At 70.6% G+C, this 19,839-nt stretch carries 22 protein-coding genes and 2 pseudogenes; 7 read left to right on the top strand and 17 right to left on the bottom strand.

Annotated features, from left to right (window positions below; translation table 11 throughout):
- Position 1 precedes the first annotated feature (1 nt).
- Together ACWCXX_RS24915 and ACWCXX_RS24920 are read left to right on the top strand one after the other, a co-directional pair.
- Positions 2-565 (top strand): hypothetical protein, encoded by a 564-nt coding sequence (locus tag ACWCXX_RS24915; RefSeq protein ID WP_451130787.1) that lies wholly within the window; start codon positions 2-4, stop codon positions 563-565.
- Positions 562-3,714 (top strand): Helicase associated domain protein, encoded by a 3,153-nt coding sequence (locus ACWCXX_RS24920; RefSeq protein WP_451130789.1) that lies wholly within the window; start codon positions 562-564, stop codon positions 3,712-3,714. The genes ACWCXX_RS24915 and ACWCXX_RS24920 overlap by 4 nt, the downstream gene beginning before the upstream one ends.
- A gap of 313 nt (positions 3,715-4,027) precedes the next feature.
- Here ACWCXX_RS24920 and ACWCXX_RS24925 read toward each other — a convergent pair whose 3' ends face one another.
- The 13 genes and pseudogenes from ACWCXX_RS24925 to ACWCXX_RS24985 form a co-directional block, all read right to left on the bottom strand.
- A complete protein-coding gene (locus ACWCXX_RS24925) occupies positions 4,028-4,207 on the bottom strand; it encodes a hypothetical protein (protein WP_451130791.1) in 180 nt (59 codons plus the stop codon).
- Positions 4,208-4,457: 250 nt separating this feature from the next.
- Positions 4,458-5,495 carry a zeta toxin family protein gene (locus ACWCXX_RS24930; RefSeq protein WP_451130793.1) on the bottom strand — a complete coding sequence of 346 codons (1,038 nt, stop codon included), beginning with the start codon at positions 5,493-5,495 and terminating at the stop codon, positions 4,458-4,460.
- Complete coding sequence (locus ACWCXX_RS24935; RefSeq protein WP_451130795.1) at positions 5,492-5,785, bottom strand: hypothetical protein; 294 nt, start codon at positions 5,783-5,785, stop codon at positions 5,492-5,494. Before ACWCXX_RS24935 ends, ACWCXX_RS24930 begins: the two co-directional genes overlap by 4 nt.
- A 357-nt stretch (positions 5,786-6,142) precedes the next feature.
- On the bottom strand, positions 6,143-6,922 hold the full coding sequence (locus ACWCXX_RS24940; RefSeq protein WP_451130797.1) for a hypothetical protein: 780 nt from the start codon (positions 6,920-6,922) through the stop codon (positions 6,143-6,145).
- The gene (locus ACWCXX_RS24945; protein WP_451130799.1) at positions 6,919-7,404 is read right to left on the bottom strand and encodes a DUF4326 domain-containing protein; all 486 of its coding nucleotides are present in this window, start codon (positions 7,402-7,404) and stop codon (positions 6,919-6,921) included. The genes ACWCXX_RS24940 and ACWCXX_RS24945 overlap by 4 nt, the downstream gene beginning before the upstream one ends.
- Before the next feature lie 22 nt (positions 7,405-7,426).
- Positions 7,427-8,401, bottom strand: a complete 975-nt coding sequence (locus ACWCXX_RS24950) for an AAA family ATPase (protein ID WP_451130801.1) — start codon at positions 8,399-8,401, stop codon at positions 7,427-7,429.
- A complete protein-coding gene (locus ACWCXX_RS24955; RefSeq protein WP_451130803.1) occupies positions 8,398-8,844 on the bottom strand; it encodes a hypothetical protein in 447 nt (148 codons plus the stop codon). Before ACWCXX_RS24955 ends, ACWCXX_RS24950 begins: the two co-directional genes overlap by 4 nt.
- A 365-nt stretch (positions 8,845-9,209) precedes the next feature.
- Positions 9,210-9,617: pseudogene (locus tag ACWCXX_RS24960) on the bottom strand (hypothetical protein); the annotation flags it as partial.
- Positions 9,618-9,934: 317 nt separating this feature from the next.
- Positions 9,935-10,411, bottom strand: a complete 477-nt coding sequence (locus tag ACWCXX_RS24965; RefSeq protein ID WP_451130805.1) for a hypothetical protein — start codon at positions 10,409-10,411, stop codon at positions 9,935-9,937.
- Between the two features lie 125 nt (positions 10,412-10,536).
- Positions 10,537-10,821, bottom strand: coding sequence for a hypothetical protein (locus ACWCXX_RS24970; protein ID WP_451130807.1), 285 nt, complete (start codon positions 10,819-10,821; stop codon positions 10,537-10,539).
- 5 nt (positions 10,822-10,826) lie between these two features.
- On the bottom strand, positions 10,827-10,976 hold the full coding sequence (locus tag ACWCXX_RS24975) for a hypothetical protein (protein ID WP_451130809.1): 150 nt from the start codon (positions 10,974-10,976) through the stop codon (positions 10,827-10,829).
- A 242-nt stretch (positions 10,977-11,218) separates the two neighbouring features.
- The gene (locus tag ACWCXX_RS24980) at positions 11,219-12,328 is read right to left on the bottom strand and encodes a tyrosine-type recombinase/integrase (RefSeq protein ID WP_451130811.1); all 1,110 of its coding nucleotides are present in this window, start codon (positions 12,326-12,328) and stop codon (positions 11,219-11,221) included.
- Positions 12,325-13,179, bottom strand: a complete 855-nt coding sequence (locus tag ACWCXX_RS24985) for a helix-turn-helix domain-containing protein (RefSeq protein ID WP_451130813.1) — start codon at positions 13,177-13,179, stop codon at positions 12,325-12,327. The genes ACWCXX_RS24980 and ACWCXX_RS24985 overlap by 4 nt, the downstream gene beginning before the upstream one ends.
- Positions 13,180-13,290: 111 nt before the next feature.
- On the opposite strand from ACWCXX_RS24985, the gene ACWCXX_RS24990 reads away from it, so the two are divergent.
- The 4 genes from ACWCXX_RS24990 to ACWCXX_RS25005 all read left to right on the top strand — a co-directional run bounded on the left by ACWCXX_RS24990 (position 13,291) and on the right by ACWCXX_RS25005 (position 15,563).
- Positions 13,291-13,665 carry a hypothetical protein gene (locus ACWCXX_RS24990; protein ID WP_451130815.1) on the top strand — a complete coding sequence of 125 codons (375 nt, stop codon included), beginning with the start codon at positions 13,291-13,293 and terminating at the stop codon, positions 13,663-13,665.
- Positions 13,666-13,969: 304 nt separating this feature from the next.
- A complete protein-coding gene (locus ACWCXX_RS24995) occupies positions 13,970-14,794 on the top strand; it encodes a hypothetical protein (protein ID WP_451130817.1) in 825 nt (274 codons plus the stop codon).
- On the top strand, positions 14,791-15,288 hold the full coding sequence (locus ACWCXX_RS25000) for a hypothetical protein (RefSeq protein ID WP_451130819.1): 498 nt from the start codon (positions 14,791-14,793) through the stop codon (positions 15,286-15,288). Before ACWCXX_RS24995 ends, ACWCXX_RS25000 begins: the two co-directional genes overlap by 4 nt.
- The gene (locus tag ACWCXX_RS25005; protein WP_451130821.1) at positions 15,285-15,563 is read left to right on the top strand and encodes a hypothetical protein; all 279 of its coding nucleotides are present in this window, start codon (positions 15,285-15,287) and stop codon (positions 15,561-15,563) included. The genes ACWCXX_RS25000 and ACWCXX_RS25005 overlap by 4 nt, the downstream gene beginning before the upstream one ends.
- 245 nt (positions 15,564-15,808) lie before the next feature.
- Here ACWCXX_RS25005 and ACWCXX_RS25010 read toward each other — a convergent pair whose 3' ends face one another.
- The 3 genes from ACWCXX_RS25010 to ACWCXX_RS25020 all read right to left on the bottom strand — a co-directional run bounded on the left by ACWCXX_RS25010 (position 15,809) and on the right by ACWCXX_RS25020 (position 18,626).
- Positions 15,809-16,831 (bottom strand): hypothetical protein, encoded by a 1,023-nt coding sequence (locus ACWCXX_RS25010; RefSeq protein ID WP_451130823.1) that lies wholly within the window; start codon positions 16,829-16,831, stop codon positions 15,809-15,811.
- A 459-nt stretch (positions 16,832-17,290) separates the two neighbouring features.
- Positions 17,291-18,061 (bottom strand): hypothetical protein, encoded by a 771-nt coding sequence (locus ACWCXX_RS25015; RefSeq protein ID WP_451130825.1) that lies wholly within the window; start codon positions 18,059-18,061, stop codon positions 17,291-17,293.
- Positions 18,062-18,182: 121 nt separating this feature from the next.
- On the bottom strand, positions 18,183-18,626 hold the full coding sequence (locus ACWCXX_RS25020) for a hypothetical protein (protein ID WP_451130827.1): 444 nt from the start codon (positions 18,624-18,626) through the stop codon (positions 18,183-18,185).
- A 48-nt stretch (positions 18,627-18,674) separates the two neighbouring features.
- On the opposite strand from ACWCXX_RS25020, the gene ACWCXX_RS25025 reads away from it, so the two are divergent.
- Entirely contained in the window at positions 18,675-19,070 is a 396-nt protein-coding gene (locus tag ACWCXX_RS25025; protein ID WP_451130829.1) for a hypothetical protein, read from the top strand.
- A gap of 46 nt (positions 19,071-19,116) precedes the next feature.
- On the opposite strand, the pseudogene ACWCXX_RS25030 reads toward ACWCXX_RS25025, so the two are convergent.
- Positions 19,117-19,674 (bottom strand): annotated as a pseudogene (locus tag ACWCXX_RS25030) (site-specific integrase); the annotation flags it as partial.
- Between the last annotated feature and the right edge of the window lie 165 nt (positions 19,675-19,839).

The following is a 19,839-nucleotide window of genomic DNA, read 5'->3' on the forward strand; positions in this document are numbered from 1 at the left end:
CATGACCACCAGGTACGGCACCTGGTCCAGCCTCATCGATACCCATGCCACCGGCCCCGACGTCGAGGTCCTCGACTACGTCGGCGGCGAGCCCGAGTGGCGGGACCTGCTGGAGAAGTCCGGCGCCCTGGACGCCATCAAGCGGGCCTACCGGACCGCGATCGACAACGCGCTCCCGGCCGACGTGGCGCTGTGCGGGGACGAGTTCATCGGCCCCCGGGAGCCCGAGGACGGCGAGTTCGACGGCTACCCCGTCGACGAGTACGGACACCTGGACATCGCCGCCTGCGTCGAGGGCATCGACCTGGAGGAGATCGTCGACCATTACGAGCCGCTCACCCTGGAAGAGATCGGCTGCGATGAGCTGAAGTCGACGGCGAAACAGCCGGCGAAGGCGGCCGCGGTGGTGATGGGCCGCCTCAAGGTGAAGGCGTTCTACCACGGCCCGAACCCGGACTCCGGGCGCCTTCAGTCCTACTACCTGGCCGGGGAGGTGCGGGCCGCGCTCGCCGCCCGGCCCGGCTCCGGCAACCGCACCCCCCGCACCGGCAAGGCCGCGGCATGACAGCGGCTTTGCCCCTCGGTGTGATGGAACTGCGCCCCTACCAACAGGAGATCACCGATTCGGTGGTGGCGGGCCTCAGGGATGGCGGGCTCGGCCAGATTCACATGGCGTGCGGGAGCGGGAAGACGGTCGTCGGGCAGCGTTCCACGGAGGAACTGCTGCCCGAGGGCGGCACCGTCGCCGTGATGGTTCCGTCCCTGGCGCTGGCCGCGCAGACGCTGGCGTCCTGGGGCCGCAACGGCCGCCGGGCGCTGGAGGCGCTGGTGGTCTGCGGCGACGAGAGCGTCGTGGACGCCGCGGTGCACGCCGAGGACCTGCCGGTGCCGGTGACCACGGACACCGGGGCGATCACGTCCTGGCTGAGGAGGCCGCCAGCGGCGAGCCTGCGGCTGGTGCTGTGCACGTACGCGTCCGGGCCCCGCCTGGCGGACGCGGTCGAGGCGACCGCGCCGCTGGACCTGGTGATCCTGGACGAGGGGCACCACATGGCGGGACGGGTGGAGTTCACCACCCGGCAGATCCTCAAGCCCGGCAGGCTCCCGTCCCGGCGGAGACTGACCATGACCGCCACCCCGCGCGATGACCTGCGGTTCATCCTCGCCGACGGTTCGGTGGAGATGGTCGGCATGAACGACGTGGAGGTGTTCGGCCCGGTCCTGGGCCGGTACTCCTTCGCGCGGGGCATCGCCGAGGGCTACCTGGAGGACTACCGCATCGCGGTGATCGGCATCCCGGACAGCACGGCACGCAAGCTCCTGGCCGACGAGCGGGTCGAGTACGTGGAACAGGCCGGCGGGCCCTCGCTGCAGACCATCGCCGCCCAGGTCGCCCTGGGCCGGGCCCGCGAACAGTACGGCATCCGCCGCGTGCTCACCTTCCACCCCCGCATCGAGGCGGCCGCCGAGTACTCCCGGACCCTGACCGGCAACCTGGCCCGCATCGCCCCCGGAACCCAGGACGGCCTGTACGCGAGCCACGTGCACGGCAGGATGGAGCACCGGATCCGCAACCGTGTGCTCGACCGGCTGCGGGACACCCGCGACGGCTGGTCCGTGATCAGCAACGCCCGGTGCCTGGGCGAAGGCGTCGACCTCCCGGCCGTCGACGCAATCCTGTTCGCCCACCCGAAACGGTCCGTGGTCGACATCACCCAGGCCGTGGGGCGCGCCCTGCGCCGCGACCCGCAGGTTCCGGGACCGTCGACCATCATCGTGCCGGTGATCGTGCCCGACGAGGACGGCGAGATCGGCGATCTCGATCCGGGCACCTACGACACACTGTGGCAGGTCGTGCGCGCCCTGCGCGCCCACGACGAAGGCTTCGGTGCCGCACTCGACCACCAGCGGTCACACGGCTCCTCGGTCAACCCGCAGCTCCCCGAGAAGATCACGTTCATGCTGCCGCCCGGCGCGAGCCAGGACTTCCTCGCCCGGATGAAGCTGCTGCTCGTGCAGCAGACCACCAGCCCCTGGTGGGAGGGGCACCACGAGGCCGTGCGCTACCACGAGGAGCACGGGCACCTCGATGTCCCCTCCCGCCACGTCACCGACAGCGGACACCGGCTCGGCCAGTGGATCCTCAACGCCCGCCAGCACCACCGCAAGGGCTGGATGCCCGCCGACCGCATCACCGCCCTGGACCGGATCGGCATGATCTGGGACACCGACCAGCACCGCTTCGACACCGTGCTCGCCCGCGCCCGCGCCTACCGCGACCACCACGGCCACCTCAACGTGCCCCAGGCCCACCGCGACGAGGACGGCTACCGCCTCGGCACGCAGATCAACGTCCTGCGCCGCACCCGGGCCAAGGACCGCCTGCCCCCCGACCGCATCGCCGCCCTGGACGAACTCGGCATGGTCTGGAACACCCGCGACCAGGCCAACCAGCGGCTCATCCAGGCCGCCCGCGACTTCCACGCCGCCCACGGCCACCTGCGCGTCCCCCGCGACCACACCACCCACGACGGCTACCGGCTCGGCAACGCCCTGACCACCCGCCGCAACCGCTACGCCCACGGCGACGTCCACGCCGACGTCGTGCGGGCCCTGGACGAGCTCGGCATGATCTGGGACCCCCGCGAAGCCCGCTTCCAGGACGGTCTCGCCGCCTGCCGCCGCTACCGCGAACGCCACGGCGGCCTCGACGTCCCCACCACCTTCACCGACCCCGAGGGCTACAACCTCGGCGACTTCATCGCCTACCAACGGGCCCTGAACACCGGCAGCGTCCGGGACAGGAACGGCCGCACCCGCACCCTGCCGCCCGAACGCCGCACCGCCCTGGACGAACTCGGCATGATCTGGACCGCCGCACCCGCACGGCGCCCACCCACCGACGAGGAGATCACCGCCCTGCTCGCCCTGCCCCAGCAGCGCGGCAAACCGCCCGCCACCGCCCTGCTCGCCCTGGTCGAAGCAGGCGTCGAGCAAAAAGCCCTCGCCACCGCCCTGGACATGTCCCCCAGCGCACTCAACAACCGCATCACCAAGGCCCGCACCCCCACCCCGGCACGCCCCGACGCCTTCACCCAGAACCTCGACCAGGCCCGCGCCCACCACCAGCTCCACGGCCACCTGCGCCCCCTCGACACCGACACCGACCCAGCCGCCCGGAGCCTGAGCGACTGGCTCGCCAAACAACGCACCGCCCGCCGCAGCGGGAAACTGACCCCCGAACAGATCGCCGCCCTGGACGAACTCGACATGGAATGGGACCCGGCCGACGCTCGCTGGCAGCAGTCCTTCCAGGCCGCCCGCGCCTACCACGCCACCCACGGACACCTGCGCCCCCCGGCCGGCACCGTCCAAGACGGCACCGACCTGCCCGTGTGGCTGTCCCGCCAGCGCACCGCCCACCGCAACAACACCCTGCCCCCCGAACGCGCCGCCGCCCTGAACGAACTCGGCATCGACTGGACCCCCGGCCACGGCGTGGCCGACGTGCGGGCCGAACGCGCCTGGCACGACCGGCTCGACGACGCCCGCCAGTACCACGCCGCCCACGGCCACCTCCGCCCGCCCAAAAACACCCTCGTCAACGGCCGCCGCCTCGACGCCTGGCTCAGCGTCCAGCGCACCCGCCACAAGAACGGAGAGCTGACCCCCGGACAGGTCGCCGCTCTCGAAGCCCTCCACATCCGCTGGTAGTAGAAGCGAACACACCCCCGGCAACAGGCACTTCGCTACCCTGGCCGTGTGCCAGCAGGTACATCGGCCAGGGCACGGCCGCTCCGCTGCAACGGAACGGACAAACACCGGACCCGGCCGGCAGGGATCGATCGCCCCCCACCCACAGGTGGGGGGCGGTTGCTTTTCCAGCGCCCCGGCGCTGACCGCGGCTCCCCCGACGGCCCCGCCCGGCGGGCATTTTCGGGTAAGCCCCCAGGAACAGCTTCTTTGTTCTTCACCCCTGGGCGGACCGTACGGCCGGGCCCTGTTCTCGGGGGGCGTGCTCGTATTGCTACGGCAGACGGACATGTTCGGTGAGGTCGCGGTCGCGGGCCGCGATCCCAAGCATCTCGACCAGCGCCGGGTAACTCTGGTCCGTGGCCCGTTGCTCGATCCACCGGGTGAACCCGCTGTGAAAGCACGGAAGGTTCCCCTGCACGATATGGAAGCCGTCGATGCCGTTGATCCTCATGGTGCTCCTCATTTCTCAGTAACGGAGTCTGGCGCCCCGGTACGAGGCCGGGGCGCCAGACTGAAGGTCTCGCTTATCGAATGGATCAGGCTGTAGCGGGCGTGGTGGTGCCAAGGACGGGAGCCCCGGTCAGCACGAGTGGTGGGTGGGTGCGTGTTCGTGGCCTGGCAGACCTGTTTGCCGTGTTGCGCCGCAGGGCTCCAGGGGCGCCGGTGTGGTGCCGCACTCGGGGCATCACACCAGGAGCGGGTTACTTGGTGCGCCCGCGACGCTGTTCGGGGCCCTCTGGGCCGTGTCGCGGCACGGCCCGGTCCGTCGGCGCCGAACTCTGTCCGGGGTTCGCCGGGCGCTTGGAAGCCGAGGCGCTGCGCGACCGGGCGGCCGAGGGCGAGACGCGCGAGCTGCCGGGCCGCGGTGCCAGGATCGGGGCGGCCAGCGCGTCGATACGGTCGAGCTGGGGCCCGAAGTCGGCGGGCAGGGCCTGCCGCAGCTTCGCCTGGACGGTGAGGAAGTCCTGGGCCTCCTCCGGCGTCAGGGGCCGGTCGCGCTCCCGTTCCACGGCCCGGCGCAACGCGAGGGGGTCGCGGGCGAGTTCGGAGGCGTCGGCCGCGAACCGGGGCGTGGACTCGCCCCGGCGGTAGACGGTTCCCACGTCCAGGAGCCCCTCGCGCACGACGACTTCGCAGGAGACCGGGATGCCAGTGAAGGAGGCCTGTGCCTTCTCCGGCACGGTGAGCCGCCCCTGGCCGCGGTCGCGGACCTGCTCGGCGTAGCGGTTGAGGATGCCCTGCTCACTCAGTGCCTGTGCGACGGCCAGGACGCACCCTTCGATGCGGGTGCCGACCTCCCGGTACTTCCGCATGGTCTCGGCCAGGAACTGCGGGTCCATGGCGATCTCCTGGACCAGCGCGTTGAGCTTCCGGCCGCCGGAGAGCGGATCCTCTCCCCGAACGAACTGCTGGGCCTGGCGCATCCAGGCCCGTCCGTCGTTGCCGGTGTAGAGCGTCATCAGCCGGTCGTCCTCGGCCATGAGCCGGGCGTACTGCGGGTGATAAGGCTTGTAGAGGTCGCTGTCGACGTCCACGAACCCACCCCGGGCGTCGAGCTGCTCGGCGATGAGCTGGGCCACCCTGGTCTTGCCCGCACCCGGCTGTCCCAGCAGGAAGACAGCGGTGGCCGGGTCCTGGGGAATGGGGCCGGTCAGGTGGTCCGGCACGATGTCGGAGGCGAATATGCGCCGGTTCTCGTCCGCCGGCAGCTGGTAGCGGGTGGCGTCCTCCTGACTCATGCGCCGGACCCCGTCAGCTCGTGAAGCCGGGCGGAGTAGGCAGCACGGACGCGGGCGATCTGCTCGGTGTCCTCGGCCTTCAGTGCGCGCCGTTCCTGCTGGCACGCGGTGCGCAGCCGCCGGTAATCGGCGATCTCCTCGTCCGTGCCGGGACGGGACTCGGCGTCGGCGATGAGGGCGCTATAGGCGCCGACCACACCGTTGATCGCCTCGATGGCCGCCTCGTAGGCGACGGACTGCTCCGAGGACCAGGTGTGGGGGCGCAGGCTGTTGGTCACGGGCTCGTTCATGCTGTTCCTTTCAATGGAGCTGGTCAGAACTGGTGATGCATCCGATCATTCTCAAACCATGGGGAGAACAGGTGGGGAATCAGCTTGCTTGGTCACGACGGGATGCGATCGAACCATGATGGTTCTCACCGATGACCACGGTTCCACCGATCCCCGGGACTGTTCCCGCACGGCGGCGACCGGCGACGGCGGGGCAGTGGTCGCCCCGGGCCTCGCTGCGGGCAGTGCGGTGCTGGATGAACCAGGCTGGGGTTCCCCGGCCCTCTATTGGCGGTCTATCTGGCCAGATAAACCCGGTCCCGAGCGGTCCTCGTCGTGGAGGGCACTGGGGACCGGGTGGTGTGCGGAACGTGCGGGTCAGACCGCCCGGAGGCGGCGCGGGGAACGCACCGGCGGCGGGTTGCCGGGGTCGGGCCAGTCGTCGGCCGACAGGCCGTAGGACGGCGGCTCCCAGCGGGCCGGGGCGTAGTGGCGGTAGACCTTCTCCCACTGAGCCTTGAAGTACGCGGGCAGCAGGCCACCGGCGTTCGGGATCGGTTCGGGCGCGGCCGCGTTCTGCTCGCGCACCTGCTCTGCCACGCGCTCGGCGTGGCCGACGTGCCGCTTGCAGAACCAGTGCGCGATCGTCCAGCCGGTACGCGGGTCCAGCTCCAGCACCTTGTGGTGGGAGTTGGCCCCGCACACCCCCTGCGCGTTGCGGTAGTCAACGGGCGGCGGGCTGAACCCCGCAGCGGCGTGCAGGACCGGCGACGGCGACACCTGGGGCCACAGGGGCACCGTGCCCTCCTCCGGCCCGGTGACAGTGATGCGGGGCCGGTAGACGTACGGACGCAGACGCGGAGCCTCGCAGCGCGGCGCCTCTCCCGGACCCCAGTCGTCGGCCTCACGAGGCGGCTTGTAGCGGGGCGCGTCGGCGGCGACCAGGGCGTCAAACCGCGGGCGGCTCCCCCTACGGCCCAGGACCTGGGCGGCGGTGCTCAGCACCCGGTCCTTGCCGCCGGGCGCGATGGAGGCGGCGTACGCCACGGCGAGCAGCAGCTCCCGCGCCGGCGGGGCGGCCCGCCGGTCGTTGTAGATCCAGTGGACGATCGTGGCGTACTTCTCGGCCCGGTCCAGACGCGGAAGGTCGGTCGTCACGCCGCGTCCTCCAGGTCGGCGTGGGTGAGGACGGCAGCCAGCGCGGCGGCGTCGTACATCGGCTCCAGGCCCTGAAAGACGCGCTGCCGGTCGACCAGGGCCCGCGCCGAGGCGGTGCGCACCTCCAGGGCGAGCGGGGAGAGCGCGGCCCACTCCAGCAGGACGTCGGCGTGGCACTGCTCGCCGGGCGGGCACGTGCAGGCCAGATCCATGCCGCACAGCTCCGGCAGCCGAGCGAGGATCTTCTCGCGGCGCTGGTCGCCCTCGGGGGAGGTCCAGTAGGCGCGGCCACCTCGGAGCCAGTGGCGGAACTCGGCGACGGCGGTCTGCCGGGCCTCCGGCTCCTTGTAGCCGATGACGTCCATGAGGTGCGCGACGGTGAACGGGTTGCCGAAGTGGCTGGTGCGGTCCACGATCACGCACTGCTTCGGCTTGCGCCAGCCGCGGTCTCGGCGGCGCTGGATGCGGGTGCAGGTACGCATGATGAAGTCCCTTTCTTGCCGGTCAGAGGGTGGTAGACGTCGGCCGTACGTGAATCGGGATGTGAATCTCCCCGCCACCACAGTCAAAGTCGGACCACTGGTGCTCGGCGGCGAGTACCCATCCGTTGTCCGTCGCGGCGCGCACCGCCTCCCGGACGGCCTCGGTCCTGCTGGCGTAGTCCCCGAGACTCACGGACGCGAGCGGCATCCCGAGGTCGGAGGTGTAGGTGTCCACCGACGCCCCCCACATGTCGGCCTTGATGTGCATGATCAGGAGGTGCGTGGCCTCCAGACCGGCGCGGGCGGCGAGTTCGAGGTAGCGGAGGTGGTCGGTCTGCATCACCAGGCTCTCGTACCCCGGGAAGTAGGTGCCGAGGTCCTCGTGTGCCTCCTGGTCGCCCTGCTGCGCCTTGCGCAGTACGGCGACGGCATCCGCGATCCGCTCGGGGGCAAGGGCGTCGTCCATGGACATGGTGGCTCCTGTCGCTGTGGGGTCGATGTCGGGCAGGTCGTGCACCTCGGTGAAGCCCTCCCGGAGCAGGGCCTCCGGAGTGGCCTCTTGGGCAAGGCCGTGCTGCCAGCGCAGCGTGGCCTCGGGGACACGACGGTCGTTCGACCGCAGCGCGTTGCGGGCCAGGCAGGTGTCGAGGTCGATCGGGAAGCGCAGAGCGAAGGCCGGGCGCCCGTGGTGACGGGCCAGTTCCAGGAGGCCCGCGCGGACGTGCGGCTCCACGTTCGTGGAGTCGACGAACACGCTGCGGCCGGCGGCCAGGTGCTCGTCCAGCAGGCTGACCTGTCGGGCGACGGCGGCCGGGGTCACCGATTGGTCGCCCGGGTTGCCCCCGCTGATCTCGCGGCGCAGCTCGTCCAGGCACACCACGGCGTCTGCCGGGAACCAGGCGGCGGCGGTCGACTTGCCTGAACCGGCGGGCCCGACGGCGACGAAGAGCGGGCGGGGTTCCAGCTGCGGCCGGTTGTTCTCCGTGGTGTCGTTCATCCCTGTGCCTTTCTGGTGTTCTCCGGCGCGACCTGCGGGTCGCTGTCCGTGCCGTTGTTGTGGTTGTCGTCCTCGGCCAGCCGCTGGAGCACGGCGGCCACCGTGACCGCCGGGTCGAGCGCCATGGCGTCGAGCAGCGGCTTGTGCAGCGCCTTGTAGCCGGTCTCGAAGCCGGTGTGGAACCGGCAGATCTCCCCGTCGGTGTGGCAGGCGCCGCACTCCTCCCAGTTGTCGTACGGCTCGATCTCCACCCGGTACCGGAGCTCGCCCTCCGGCAGATCGAAGGCGGCCTCGGGCCGGAAGACGCCGAGCTCGCGCTGCGGCCAGTCCTGCGGCAGCTCCCGCACGTGCAGGGCAAGGGCGGCCGCCAGGGCGGGCTGGTACTCCACCAGCCGACGCCACAGCGTCTCGGCGCTCTCCACGGGATGGTCGAAGAGGCTCACAGCGCCGCCCCCTTGTCGGACTGGATGAGCAGGCCGTTCGTGCGGTGCACGAGGCGGTCGACGTACTCGTCGAGGTCGAAGTCCGCGCCGGTGCTCAGCTTCTCGGGTGTGCGGGCCCAGTCGTTCAGATCGGCCACCTCGCGGGCCCCGCGCAGCGCGTCCTGCTGGGTGGGGAAGGCGGCAAGGGCCCGGCCAGAGCAGTGGGACAGGCGCCAGGGGTTGGCGACGCCGTCGCCCTCCTCCCGGAGGTCCTCGGGCATCTCGAAGACGTGCAGACCGGGCACCGGCTCGACACACGCCACGGTCCGCGAGCCGCCGTCCGACAGGCGGATCTCGCAGCTCATCACCGGCAGCGCGTCGCCGTACGGGTCGACCTCGGGGTGCGTGTACCGGATCGGCTTGCCCAGAGCCCGGGAGTATTCGATTTCCGAGCGCGTGGAGTCCCCGATGTAGTCCCCGACGATCAGGACCTCGTCGGCAAGGCGGATCTTCGCCCGGTGCAGCTCGTCCAGGCGGTACTTCAGGTCCTCCGCGTCCGCCGGGTCGGCCCACAGCGCGTGCGGCTCCTTCATGTTGCAGCCCGGGCGGACGACGATCCGGCCGGCGGCGGTCTCCTGGAGGTCCGCCTCGGCCATCTCGTTCATGAAGCGGGTGGAGCCGCAGATGACGACGATGACCGGCAGGCCGAGGCCTCGTTTCGCGGAGACGAGGTGGCGCTCAGGGGTGAGTAACTGCGGGCTGGACTGGGAGGCCCATTCAGCGGTCGCCTCGATGTCGACCTCCCCACTGCCGTGGTAGACGGTGACACTGCCGTCGGCGTCCGTTTCGGTGTACGAGGGAAGGTCGGCGTCCGTGCCCTCGGGCTGGACCTGACGGAGGAAGGCGTGCCGGTCCGTCACCTTCTGGTCCAGCCCGGTGTCATCAAACGTGATGTTCAGCTGGAGCCGGGTGGTCCTGGCACGCTTGTCGCGCTCCCTGAAGTCGCCGGGGGCGAGGGCGAGCATCCTCGCCTCGATGAGCCGCCGTGCGGCATCCAGGATGTCGTATGCCTCCTGGACGGTCTGCGCGGTCCACTGATGGGGCTGGCTGGTCATGATTGCTGCTCCTCCTTGTTCTGGTCGTCGTTCACCGGCGCCGGGCCGAGGCCCAGTTCGGCAAAGGCCTGCCGGAAGACGGTGACGTTGTCGCTGGTCATCGTGTAGGCGATGGCCTTCTGCCAGCTGGGGTGTTCGGGGTCGTACCGGGGCGTGATGGGCGCCTCGGTGCCCGAGGGCCACCACTTGTGGCGCACGCCGCGCGGCAGAGCCCGGGACAGGGCGATGGTCGGGCCGCGCAACTCGCCGTGGAACTCCTCGCGCAGCTCCTCGGCGGGCTTGTCGCCGTCGGCGTCCACGACGAGCTTGGCGAAGCGCAGCGCGTTGGCCGGCAGGGAGGCGAGGTACTGCGTGGCCCGCTCGGTGTCCCACTCCGTGCCGATCGTGAGGGCCAGCTCGTGGCGGTGCTCGTCGACCAGCGCGAGCAGTTTCCGCTCGAACTCCTCCGAGGCGCCTTCGATGGTGATCTTCATGTGTCCTTCCATGGGGGTGGAGCGGCACCGACGGCGGCCACGCCGCCGTCGGTGCCTGTACCGCAGTGTCGAGTCAGACGTCCTCGTGGGGATGTGCGCCGTACCCCGGGGCGGTGGTGCGAGCGTCAGACCATGAGCCGGTATTCGCCGACCATGTCGGCGGTGTCCGTGAGGTACCGGCCAGCGCGGTGCAGGAGCGCGGCACGATCGGACCCGGTCGCGGTCTCGGCGGCGAGCAGGCAGGCGGCGGCGTCGTCGAGGTCCTCGGCGCCCTGGATGCCTACGCCCTCAAGGCGTTCGGCGGCGGTGCTCGTCTGCTCGGCCAGCTCGGCCAGGGTGGCGGCGGGCCGGTCCTCGGCGACAAAGGCGATGTCGGTGGCGTAGCGGGTGATGAGCGGGATGGCGGTCATTGAAGTCAGTCCTTCCGGTTGGCGTCGCGGGCGTCCATCTCGCGGTTGAAGTCCTCGTACTCGCGGGCGTCCATCTCCTCGTAGGCGGCGTGCATCTCCTCCAGCTCCTGCTCACGCTCGGCGGCGCGGGCGAGGATCTCGTCGAGTCGGCTCACTGTCGTTCCCTTCCCATCGTGTCCGGTGGATTCTTGCCCGGTTCTCCGGGGTCTGTATGGAGAGTGTGGGCCGCCAAACCCTCACCGTCTAGACCCCGGAGAATATTGGCGGAATTCTGCACTCGTTCGGGTGAGGGGGTGGCCGGTGGCGTATCGGCTCGGATAATGTGCCGAATCCGACGCGACAGGGCCCTGACCTGCGGATCTCCGCAGCCCAGGGCCCTGTCGCGTGAGGTGGCGGGTCAGTCCGTACCCTGCGCCAGCGCTCCGGCGACGTCGGCCGCGAGGCCGTAGCCGGGGCTGTCGTCGAGGAGTTCCTTGCGGGCGTTGTAGCGCTGGGTGGTGCGCGAGTCCCGGTGGTCGGCCCAGCGCTGCACCTTGTCCGGGCGCGCGTCCGGCTTCGCGAGGGCGTGGGTGATGGCGTCGACCTTGGTGCCGTGCGGGCCGCGCTTCGGGAGTCCGGCGCGCGCGGCGATGGACTGGAGGGTGCGCCACACCGCCGGTTCGTCGAGCTGCCCGCCGGAGGCGGTGCAGAACAGCCACGCCGACTCGGCGTCGCGGTCGTCGAGGTAGTCCTGGAGCGCGTCCCACGCCGCCGGCGGGACGGGCTTCTTCGCCCGGCCGCCGCCCTTGACCTTCTCCAGCAGCAGCACGCGGTGCCCCTTGTCGTAGCCGAGGTCCTCGACCCGGGCGTTGAGCAGGGCGTCGATGCGCAGGCAGCAGGTGTAGAGCACCAGGAGCAGGGCGTAGGTGCGTTTGCGGTACGCCGCGACGCGGTGCTCGTCGCGGGCCGTGACCAGCAGCTTCGCCCACTCCTGCTCGGTGTAGCCGGGGGTCGAGGAGAAGTCGGGGTTGATGTACGGGCGCTGGACGGCGTCGAAGGGGTTCTTCACCCCGTCATCGCTGACCTTGTCCAGGAAGCGGAAGAAGCTGGAGGCCGCGGACAGGGAGTTCGCCCGGGAGGCGTCCGAGTACGGCTTGCCGGTGCGGGTCATCTCGCCCGGTCGGCCGCCCTTGACCCGCTGCCACTGCGGCGTCGTCTCCAGCCAGAGCCGGAACCCGTCGGCGAGCGTGAACTTCACGGTCAGGGGGTGGGCGCCGTGCTCCCGCGCGTACTCCTCGAAGACCTTGAAGCCGCGGGCGTAGGACTTCATGGTGTTCACCGAGCGCTGGTGCGCGATCCAGGAGGCGGCGAGCGTCGGCAGCGGGTCGTCGCCGTACAGGCCGACCAGGTGGTCATGCAGTTTCCGGGCGTGCTCGGGCCACTGGTCGCGCGGGTCGCGGTGGACCGTGGCCAGGGTGCCGCGCGCGTCGCGGGGGGCGAGGGCGTCTCCCGCCGGGGCTGGGTTCATGCTCCGTCCGTCCCGTCCGGAGTGGGGTCGTCGGCGAGGCGGTCCGGTTCGGCCCGTTCCAGCAGGGCGGCCAGGTTCATCACCTGGGCGGCGATCAGCGGGTCGGTCTTCAGCTGCCCGTGGGCGATCAGGTTCCTCACCAGGCGGAGGCTGCGCTCGAACTCGGCGAACGTCTCCTCCGGCCCCGGCTCGGCGGGGGGCGGTTCGGTTTGGGCGGCGGCGAGGGCCCGCCGGACGCCTCCGTCGGCAGGCCGGCGGGGGTCCCGGACCGGGTGGGTGCGGCGGACGAGCTTGTACACGTCCTCAAACTGCCCGCCCCTTCTGTACTCGCCGGGCCGCAGGAAGCCCAGCAAGGTGCTGGCGACTTGCAGGGTGAGATCCGGGGACGGCGGAGTCCTGCGACGGGTGTCGGTGGACGCCGACAGGATGCGGTGGACGGTGCTGCGCGGAACGCCGGACCGTTCCGAGATCATCCGCAATGACGGGCGTCCCGCGGCGGCGTGCAGCTCGCGGAGCCGACCGGCCGTTGCCAGGTGTGCGATCTCGGCGTCGACGAGCCAGGGATTCGGTGCCAGTTGCGCGGCCGCTTCGGCATCACGCCACCGCTCGTGCCAGGCGTCGAATTTGTCCGCTGGGACTTCGCACGCCTTCAGATAGGCGCGCAGCGCTTCCCACGTGGGGACCTGTCGGCCGGACGCCGCCCGCGAGAAGGAGGCGGGGCTGAGATGGACACGCTCGCTCATGACCTGGTAGCTGAGCTGTGCGGCGGCCCTCAGATCCCGTAGCCCCTGGGCGAGTTCCAGGAGCGGCGGCGGGGCCTCCTCGGGCAGGGGCGTTTCGGGGCGGGCCATCAGTGCCGACCTCCTTCGTTGTCTCGTTGTTTCATTGTTGCGTAGAATTTGGGACAGCGTGAGGATTCGGGGGCTCGCTGTCCCCACAGGCATGCCCTCGAAAGGGAACCGATGCTTCTTCTGCAGGCCCAGGTGCTGGGGTTCATCCTGGTCACCGCCTTCATCGCCGCGTTCGTCGGGCACCGGCTGGCCGTCGCCGACGGCGCCTCGGGCGGGACGGCGTGGGGCTGGGCGGGGCTCAGTGCGGCGACTGCCGTCGTCGACCTGGGCATCGTGCACAGCGCGTTAGAGCTGTCCGAGGGCGCGCCCAGCCCCGCCCGGATCGGCGCGACGGTGCTCGGCGTGCTGTGCGCGGTCGCCGTCGCTGTCGTCGCGCACGGACTCGCCGGTGCCGCGGTCAGCCGCGGCCGGCGCTGGTGCATCACCGCCACCGCCTTCAGCGTCGCCATGGGCGTTTTTGCCGTGGTGATCAACCTCGTGGGCTGACCGGCCCGCACCCATCCACCTCCATGCCGGGCGGAGCGAGTGCTCCGCCCGGCATCGTCATGTCCGGGGCCGGACGCGCTGCGCTCGGACATGGCGAGCGTCGGCCGGGGTGAGCGGGCAACCCCCGAACCCAGCGTGTCGGGTGATTCACCTGATTCCAGTACATCTTGATCGGGCGTCAGCATACGCACAGGATAACCGTGATTATCCTGTGCGTTCGTTCCGGTCGCTCAGACAGGTGAATCCGGCCGAAGGTGTCAGGAAAACCCTGACACCGTCAGTCGTCAGGTCTAGCCTGACGCTCATGGATGAGACGAACGAACCCGACGGGCGGGCCCGACCTCCGGCGCTCGCTCCGGTCGACGAGGCGATGCTCGTTCGCGCGCAGACGCTCATGGACCTTGCCGAGGCGGCGCTGCGCGACGTCGCCACCCCCTACCCGAGCGACGACCACGGCGGCATCCTCCGCGACGCCCTCTTCGTGCAGGGCATCGTCGACAAGCTGGTGGACCAGGCAGTCGTTGCCGAGCGCGAGCGCGGCGCCAGCTGGAGCGCCCTCGGTAACGCCGCCGGGATCTCCAAGCAGTCCGCCCACGAGCGGTGGAACACCAAGGTCGGCGCCTGGGTGATGATGGGTCGCCAGCGCAACGGCATCGGCCACGGCCCTTCCGACCCGGCCGAGCACGCCCGCCGTCTCGACGAGCGGCTGGCAGGCCTCACCGGCGAGGCCCCCGACGGCATCAGCAGCCTGCTGCCCTCCCTGCGTGACGAGGCCGCCCGCCAGGAGGCCAACGACCGCCGCGCCGAGGTGAAGCGGCTCCAGCAGCGCACCGAGGAACTGCGCCAGGAGTGCGACGAGGCGTACGCCGCGGCAATGGAAGCCGCCGGCACGGATGCGGCCGAGGAGAAGCGCGCAGTGTGGGCTGCCAAGCGCTTTGTTCGCGCCGAGGCCTTCGAGCGACTCGCCGCCATCGAGGAGCCCGCCGCCGCCGAACGCCGCCGCACGGCCGCCGCCCAGCGTGCCATCGCCGAGGGAATCCTCCGCGGCCGCGCCCCGGAGGACCAGGCCACCCTGGCCAACGACAAGACCCCCATGCCCGGCACTAAAAGCGAAGGACTGACGCTGTGACCACCGACAAGCACCAGCGGTTCATGGCCATGCCGATCCAGCAGCCCGACGACGTCCCGACCCTCACCCCCCTGTCCTGGCAGGCGGAGAGGCTCGCGAACGCTGGTGAGCGGCTGTTCGCGAACCTGCTGCCCGCCAACCACCCGCACCCCGTGGAACGCGGCACTGCCGACGACGCCCTGGCTCAGCTCGCCCTGGGCGAGGCCATCCGCCGCACCATCGAGAACCACCGGCCCGGCGACATCCACCAGGCTCTCACCCTCGGCGCCACCTGGTCCGAGGTCGCCACCGCTCTCGACATCAGCCCGGACGAGGCACGCGACCTGCTGCGCGACTGGTCCGACGGCCAGCACCACTTGTACGCGGGCGACCAGGAACGCGGTGAGGAGCGGCCGCTGGGGTTCAGCCCGGCCCGGCACGCAGAGGTGACCGCCCTGTGCGAGCGGGGCGACAACGAGCGCGAGGGCGCCCTTACCGAGGGGACCGGCCTGTGACCGCGCAGAGGGAATTGGGCGGGATCCTGTATGAGGGCACGCCGCCGGTGACGGCCGTGCCGACCGGCCTGCCGACGCCTGAGGGCGTGATCGCCGCGCTCGTCCTGGTCGTCCACTCGGGCGTGCACCAGGACGCGGTGGAGGACTTCGTCACCCGCTACCGACTGGCGCCCCGGGGCGAGACTGCCCGAGCCGCCGACTCGCAGGCCCGCTGGACCCTGGAGCCGGACGGGCGCGTGACGATCCAGCTTCTGTGTGACGAGGCGGTCGAGTAGGAACCGCGCAGGGAGTTCAGTTTGGTGTCACATCGGTTGACACCCAGGGCTGAACTGGCCTTCTCCCCCTCGCTTGCCCGACGTGAACGGATCGCCACCGAGAGAGGGGCGCAATGGGGAGGCGAAACTACGGAGGGAACCCGATCAAACCGGGATGCCGATACACCCCGGTTTTGCTCTCTCCGTTCATTGGATTGGCGTGTGGGGGCGTAAACGACCGTTTCCGCCCCCCTGGCCGGAATGGATTAGGGCGTGAGCGTGGCGCAGCCGTCGCACAGTGCCTCCGTCATCCCGGCGTCTTGTCCGCAGGCCCGACAGGGCTTGTCGTCGCGACAGTCTGCGGCCGGAACCAACAGGTCGCTCCTCAGTGAGGGAACGAGGCGTCCGAGGTTCCCGTGCCGTCCCGGTTCCAGTTCTCGGAGGCGGTAGGCAACCGGGGGACCGGCCTCGCCCCACTCCACGGCGTACACGAGTGCGGGGCGGCCATCGGGCAGACGGACCCGACCCCCGTGTCCTCCGTGCTGGCCGAGCAAGAGCAAGTCGAGCCACCCCTTGGGGGCCGCCCACATGACACCCGGCGGGTCCCAGTAGCCGTTGTAGTTCCGCACCGGGGTCCACGCCTGGCGCCACTTCCGCACGAGACGGTCCACGGCGGCCCGTTCCTCCGCCTCCTGCCAGGTGGCCAGCTCCCGGGTGTCCGTCTCCATGGCGTCCGCGTAGGCGTCCAGGCGCGGCTTCACTTCGTCGTGCCACACCTCGGGCACCTTGGTCATGAGGCGGGCGGCGGTCCGGTCGAGCGGCTCCATGGCCGCGTCCACGGCCGCCAGGTCGTCGGCCTCCACTGCCGCTCGCAGCGCTGTGCGGTCCGGGCGCAGCTCGAAGTGCTGGTCGGTGAGCATCGCGTAGGCGAGGGCGAGCAACCAGGTGTCGTTCATGGCGTTGTAGGTGCCCGGCTTGCGACCGGCTTCGCGCCGTTCGGCCACCTGGTCCGCACGGCCGACGGGGAGCTCCGCCGCGCGCCGAACCTCCCATCGTGCGACCCGGCCGCTGACGTCCTTTGGCCGCCACGGTCGGCACAGAGCGCCAGGGTGCCGCGAGCTGTCGCACCCCTCGACGCAGATGCCGACAGCGATGGGTACAAGGACGGGGGGCTGCTCCTGGTCGACATCGCCGGGTTCGGCGAGGCGTCGGCGGGCAGCGGTGTAGGAGATGCCCTCACGGGCCGCGAACTCGCGGGCGGCACGCTTGGCGTGCTTGTCATCGGTCATGACCGGTCGCTTCCTCGGCGGCGGACCCCACGCCTCGGCCGCCGCGGCGTCGGTACGGACCACGGAGCACACGGGGTTGCTGGGTGTCACGTGAGGCTGAGCCCCTTGTCGTCGTCACGGCCCCGGCGTGGGCGGGACTGCTCGGAGTCGGGCCGACGCGCTGCGGCCACTCCTGACGCTACCGGCCGCCACCGACAGGTTGGTGGGAAACCACCGATTCCGCCCCCACACAGCATTCGACCGGAGCCCAGACTGTCCTGTGCCACCGATCCTTGACCAATTGCCACTGAAGTTGGACCACTGCGCGGTTCGTGCCATCGAACCTTGACCGCCCCGGTCAAAGCCCCACGAGGCGGTGTCAGTCCCCTGCCGGATGATCCGGCCATGCTGATACGGCCTCGGGGAGCATTCGACCGGGGAGTACCGCCAGAGTGTGCAGTTTCCTGCACACGAGACCGGTCAGCGGCTTTGGGAGAACGGGTTGTACGCCTCGTACGGATCCTCGTCGGTTTCACCGCGGCGACGACGCTCGCCCTGGAACGCGGTCCAGGCAAGGTCCCCCTGTTGGGTTGAACGCCAGGGTGTGCCGGTGCGGTCGCAGAACTCGCCGTAGCGAAGATCCGGTTCGGCCAGCCTGCGGCGCCGCTCAGCGCGCGGGTCAGCTGCCGTCTTTGCGGACTGAAGGTCGTCCACGGCACGGGCCCGGGCCAGCTCGTCAACGTCGAAGGCGATGCGCCGCAGAATGGCCGCGACCCGGGGCAGGCGGACCACCACGCTGCACCTCTCCGGGAAGTCGCTTTCCGGGCGGAGGTTCGCGACCGGAGGGAACGACTGGGTGTCCAGATGCTCAAGCCAGTCGGCACACCGGCGGATCCATCCGACCTCGTCTTCCAGGCGTTCCGCGATGCTCGCGCGGCCAGACAATTCCTCGTCGTCACTGCCGCCCGGGTCCTCCGGGGTCGGCCACCCAGCCGCGCGCAGTTCTCCGAGCGCGGCATCCAGCGCATCAAGGTCGGCACCCTTGGTCAGTTGATGAACCCGCGACGGTGACAGCCCAGCCGCCTCGGCAATCTTCCGCACCGAGACCCTTTCATCCTTATCCCCGCTCCGGGCAGCGGCCAGAGCCCAGTCCCGCTCCCGCTCCGCCTGCTCCAACCGCCACGCCGCCCGCCGCACCCGGGCGAGCTTCCGCTGCTCCCGACGGAACCTCTGCAACCACTCGCGCTTCATCTTCGACACCCTGCCACCGGTGTCCGAACCGCCCGCAGACGTTCAGGAAACTGCACACCCTGGCGGTACTTCCCGATCGAATGCTCCCCGAGGGCCATGAGGCCGTTGTCGGTACCCAGAACTATGACCGCGGTGTTTCCTCGACCTCGGCCGCGATTGCCGCCAGCTCGTCCTGAGCTCGCTTCAGGCGCTCGGCGGCCTTGCCGAGTTCCGTGTAGAGCGAGGTCATGCGCTGCTGCTCGTCGGCGATTCGGCGTTTGGCGCGCTCCGCTCGCTCGGTGAGGATCTCGTGGCGAGGGCGGGCCGGTGTACGGGACGAAGGCTTGCTGCGTGGCCGGGAGGACCGCTCGGAAAGCCACGTCCTGACCTCGGTGAGAACGTACAGACGCGGAGCGCGGGCGTGGTTGCCCTGGATGGCGACCACGGCGGGGAAGGTCGGATCGCGGCTGGTCCAGTTGGAGACGGCGGCTCGTGTGACGCCGGTCATTTCGGCGATCGCGTTCTGGTTGACCAGTTCGTCTTCTCGGCTCTCGAATTCGGGCCGGTGCCACGTAACCAAAGACATGCCCGTAAGGCTAGCCTGACACCCATTCGTCAGGCTAGCCTTACAAGCATGGTGGACATGAATGCGAAGGCGATCCTGGCCGACTATCTTGACGACTTCCCCGACGAGGCAGAGGGGCGAGGGGTCCCGATGCACGTTCTCGTCTCGATCATCAACAGCTATATCTCGCAGTACGACGACGACCGCACGGGGCCCGTGACCGCGCTGGAGGCGCTCACGGCGACGCGGCTGCTGGCCGAGTCCATGACGGCGAGCCGTGGATGGATCACCGGGGAGGCCCGCCGCGAAGGCGCTTCCTGGACCGAGGTTGGCCACGCGCTCGGCATGACCCGGCAGTCGGCCTGGGAGTTCTTCAAGAAGCACGCAGAACGCCCCGTGTCCGGCTTCGAGCACCTGGCCGTGAGCGAGCTGGCCGCACTTGGGGAGAAGCCAACTGACCAGTGAGGACAAGCCGGGCGGCGACGTCGCCCGGCGCTCCGGATCGTTGGCCTCAACGCCTGCTGCCTCCTGGCGCGAGAAGGCTGGTCAGCTCGGAGATCGCCTCGGGCGAGGGCTTGAAGTACCGGCGGACGTTCTCCGGCTTCTTGTGCCGGGACTTCGCCATCAGCATCAGCAGGGAGGCGCCCTGTACGCCGAGTTCGGTCAGCCCCGAATGGCGGTACTCGTGCAGGTCCCAGCCGGTTCCTGGCCCGCGTACGGCGGTGTGCTCATCGAGGAGGGCGCGGGCCTGGCCGTAGGAGAGGCGGGCCAGGCCGGTGTCCGGGCACACGTCGCGTGGGCTGACGACCTTCCCCGGCCCGGGGCGGCGGTGGGTGACGAACACCGGTCCGCGGGTGCGGCCGCGCAGCAGCCGGGGCAGGAGCCGGGCGGTGCCGGCGTCCCAGTAGACGGTCTCCAGCACGAAGTCCTCGCGTGCCTGCCCGCGCCGGCGGGCTTTGCTCCGGGCGCCCTTGGCCTTGACCGGGCAGCGGCGGGCGGCGAGGTCCAGGTCCTCGATGTTCACGCCGAGGATCTCCTCCGCGCGGGCGCAGGTCTCGTAGAGCATTCGCCTGCTCAGCCAGCTTCTTCATGTTCGACCAGGTCGCCCGCTGAGCGGGCTTCTTCAGCTGGTTGAACATGGTCTTGCGGTCCAGCCCCAGCACGGTGACCAGCCGCAGCAGGCCGGCGCGCTCGTCCTCCTCGATCCGCCCGGCGACCAGGGTGAAGATGTCGC

The organism is Streptomyces sp. NPDC001732, from assembly GCF_053596315.1.

Excerpts from the sequence above, each read along its gene's own strand:
- ACWCXX_RS24995 (WP_451130817.1), top strand. The coding sequence starts at position 13,970 with ATGGATGAGACGAACGAACCCGACGGGCGGGCCCGACCTCCGGCGCTC.
- ACWCXX_RS24945 (WP_451130799.1), bottom strand. The coding sequence starts at position 7,404 with ATGCGTACCTGCACCCGCATCCAGCGCCGCCGAGACCGCGGCTGGCGC.
- ACWCXX_RS24980 (WP_451130811.1), bottom strand. The coding sequence starts at position 12,328 with ATGAACCCAGCCCCGGCGGGAGACGCCCTCGCCCCCCGCGACGCGCGC.
- ACWCXX_RS24925 (WP_451130791.1), bottom strand. The coding sequence starts at position 4,207 with ATGAGGATCAACGGCATCGACGGCTTCCATATCGTGCAGGGGAACCTT.
- ACWCXX_RS24950 (WP_451130801.1), bottom strand. The coding sequence starts at position 8,401 with ATGAACGACACCACGGAGAACAACCGGCCGCAGCTGGAACCCCGCCCG.
- ACWCXX_RS24935 (WP_451130795.1), bottom strand. The coding sequence starts at position 5,785 with ATGAACGAGCCCGTGACCAACAGCCTGCGCCCCCACACCTGGTCCTCG.
- ACWCXX_RS25025 (WP_451130829.1), top strand. The coding sequence starts at position 18,675 with ATGGTGGACATGAATGCGAAGGCGATCCTGGCCGACTATCTTGACGAC.
- ACWCXX_RS24990 (WP_451130815.1), top strand. The coding sequence starts at position 13,291 with ATGCTTCTTCTGCAGGCCCAGGTGCTGGGGTTCATCCTGGTCACCGCC.
- ACWCXX_RS24985 (WP_451130813.1), bottom strand. The coding sequence starts at position 13,179 with ATGGCCCGCCCCGAAACGCCCCTGCCCGAGGAGGCCCCGCCGCCGCTC.
- ACWCXX_RS24915 (WP_451130787.1), top strand. The coding sequence starts at position 2 with ATGACCACCAGGTACGGCACCTGGTCCAGCCTCATCGATACCCATGCC.
- ACWCXX_RS24930 (WP_451130793.1), bottom strand. The coding sequence starts at position 5,495 with ATGAGTCAGGAGGACGCCACCCGCTACCAGCTGCCGGCGGACGAGAAC.
- ACWCXX_RS25020 (WP_451130827.1), bottom strand. The coding sequence starts at position 18,626 with ATGTCTTTGGTTACGTGGCACCGGCCCGAATTCGAGAGCCGAGAAGAC.
- ACWCXX_RS24920 (WP_451130789.1), top strand. The coding sequence starts at position 562 with ATGACAGCGGCTTTGCCCCTCGGTGTGATGGAACTGCGCCCCTACCAA.
- ACWCXX_RS24970 (WP_451130807.1), bottom strand. The coding sequence starts at position 10,821 with ATGACCGCCATCCCGCTCATCACCCGCTACGCCACCGACATCGCCTTT.
- ACWCXX_RS24965 (WP_451130805.1), bottom strand. The coding sequence starts at position 10,411 with ATGAAGATCACCATCGAAGGCGCCTCGGAGGAGTTCGAGCGGAAACTG.
- ACWCXX_RS25015 (WP_451130825.1), bottom strand. The coding sequence starts at position 18,061 with ATGAAGCGCGAGTGGTTGCAGAGGTTCCGTCGGGAGCAGCGGAAGCTC.
- ACWCXX_RS25010 (WP_451130823.1), bottom strand. The coding sequence starts at position 16,831 with ATGACCGATGACAAGCACGCCAAGCGTGCCGCCCGCGAGTTCGCGGCC.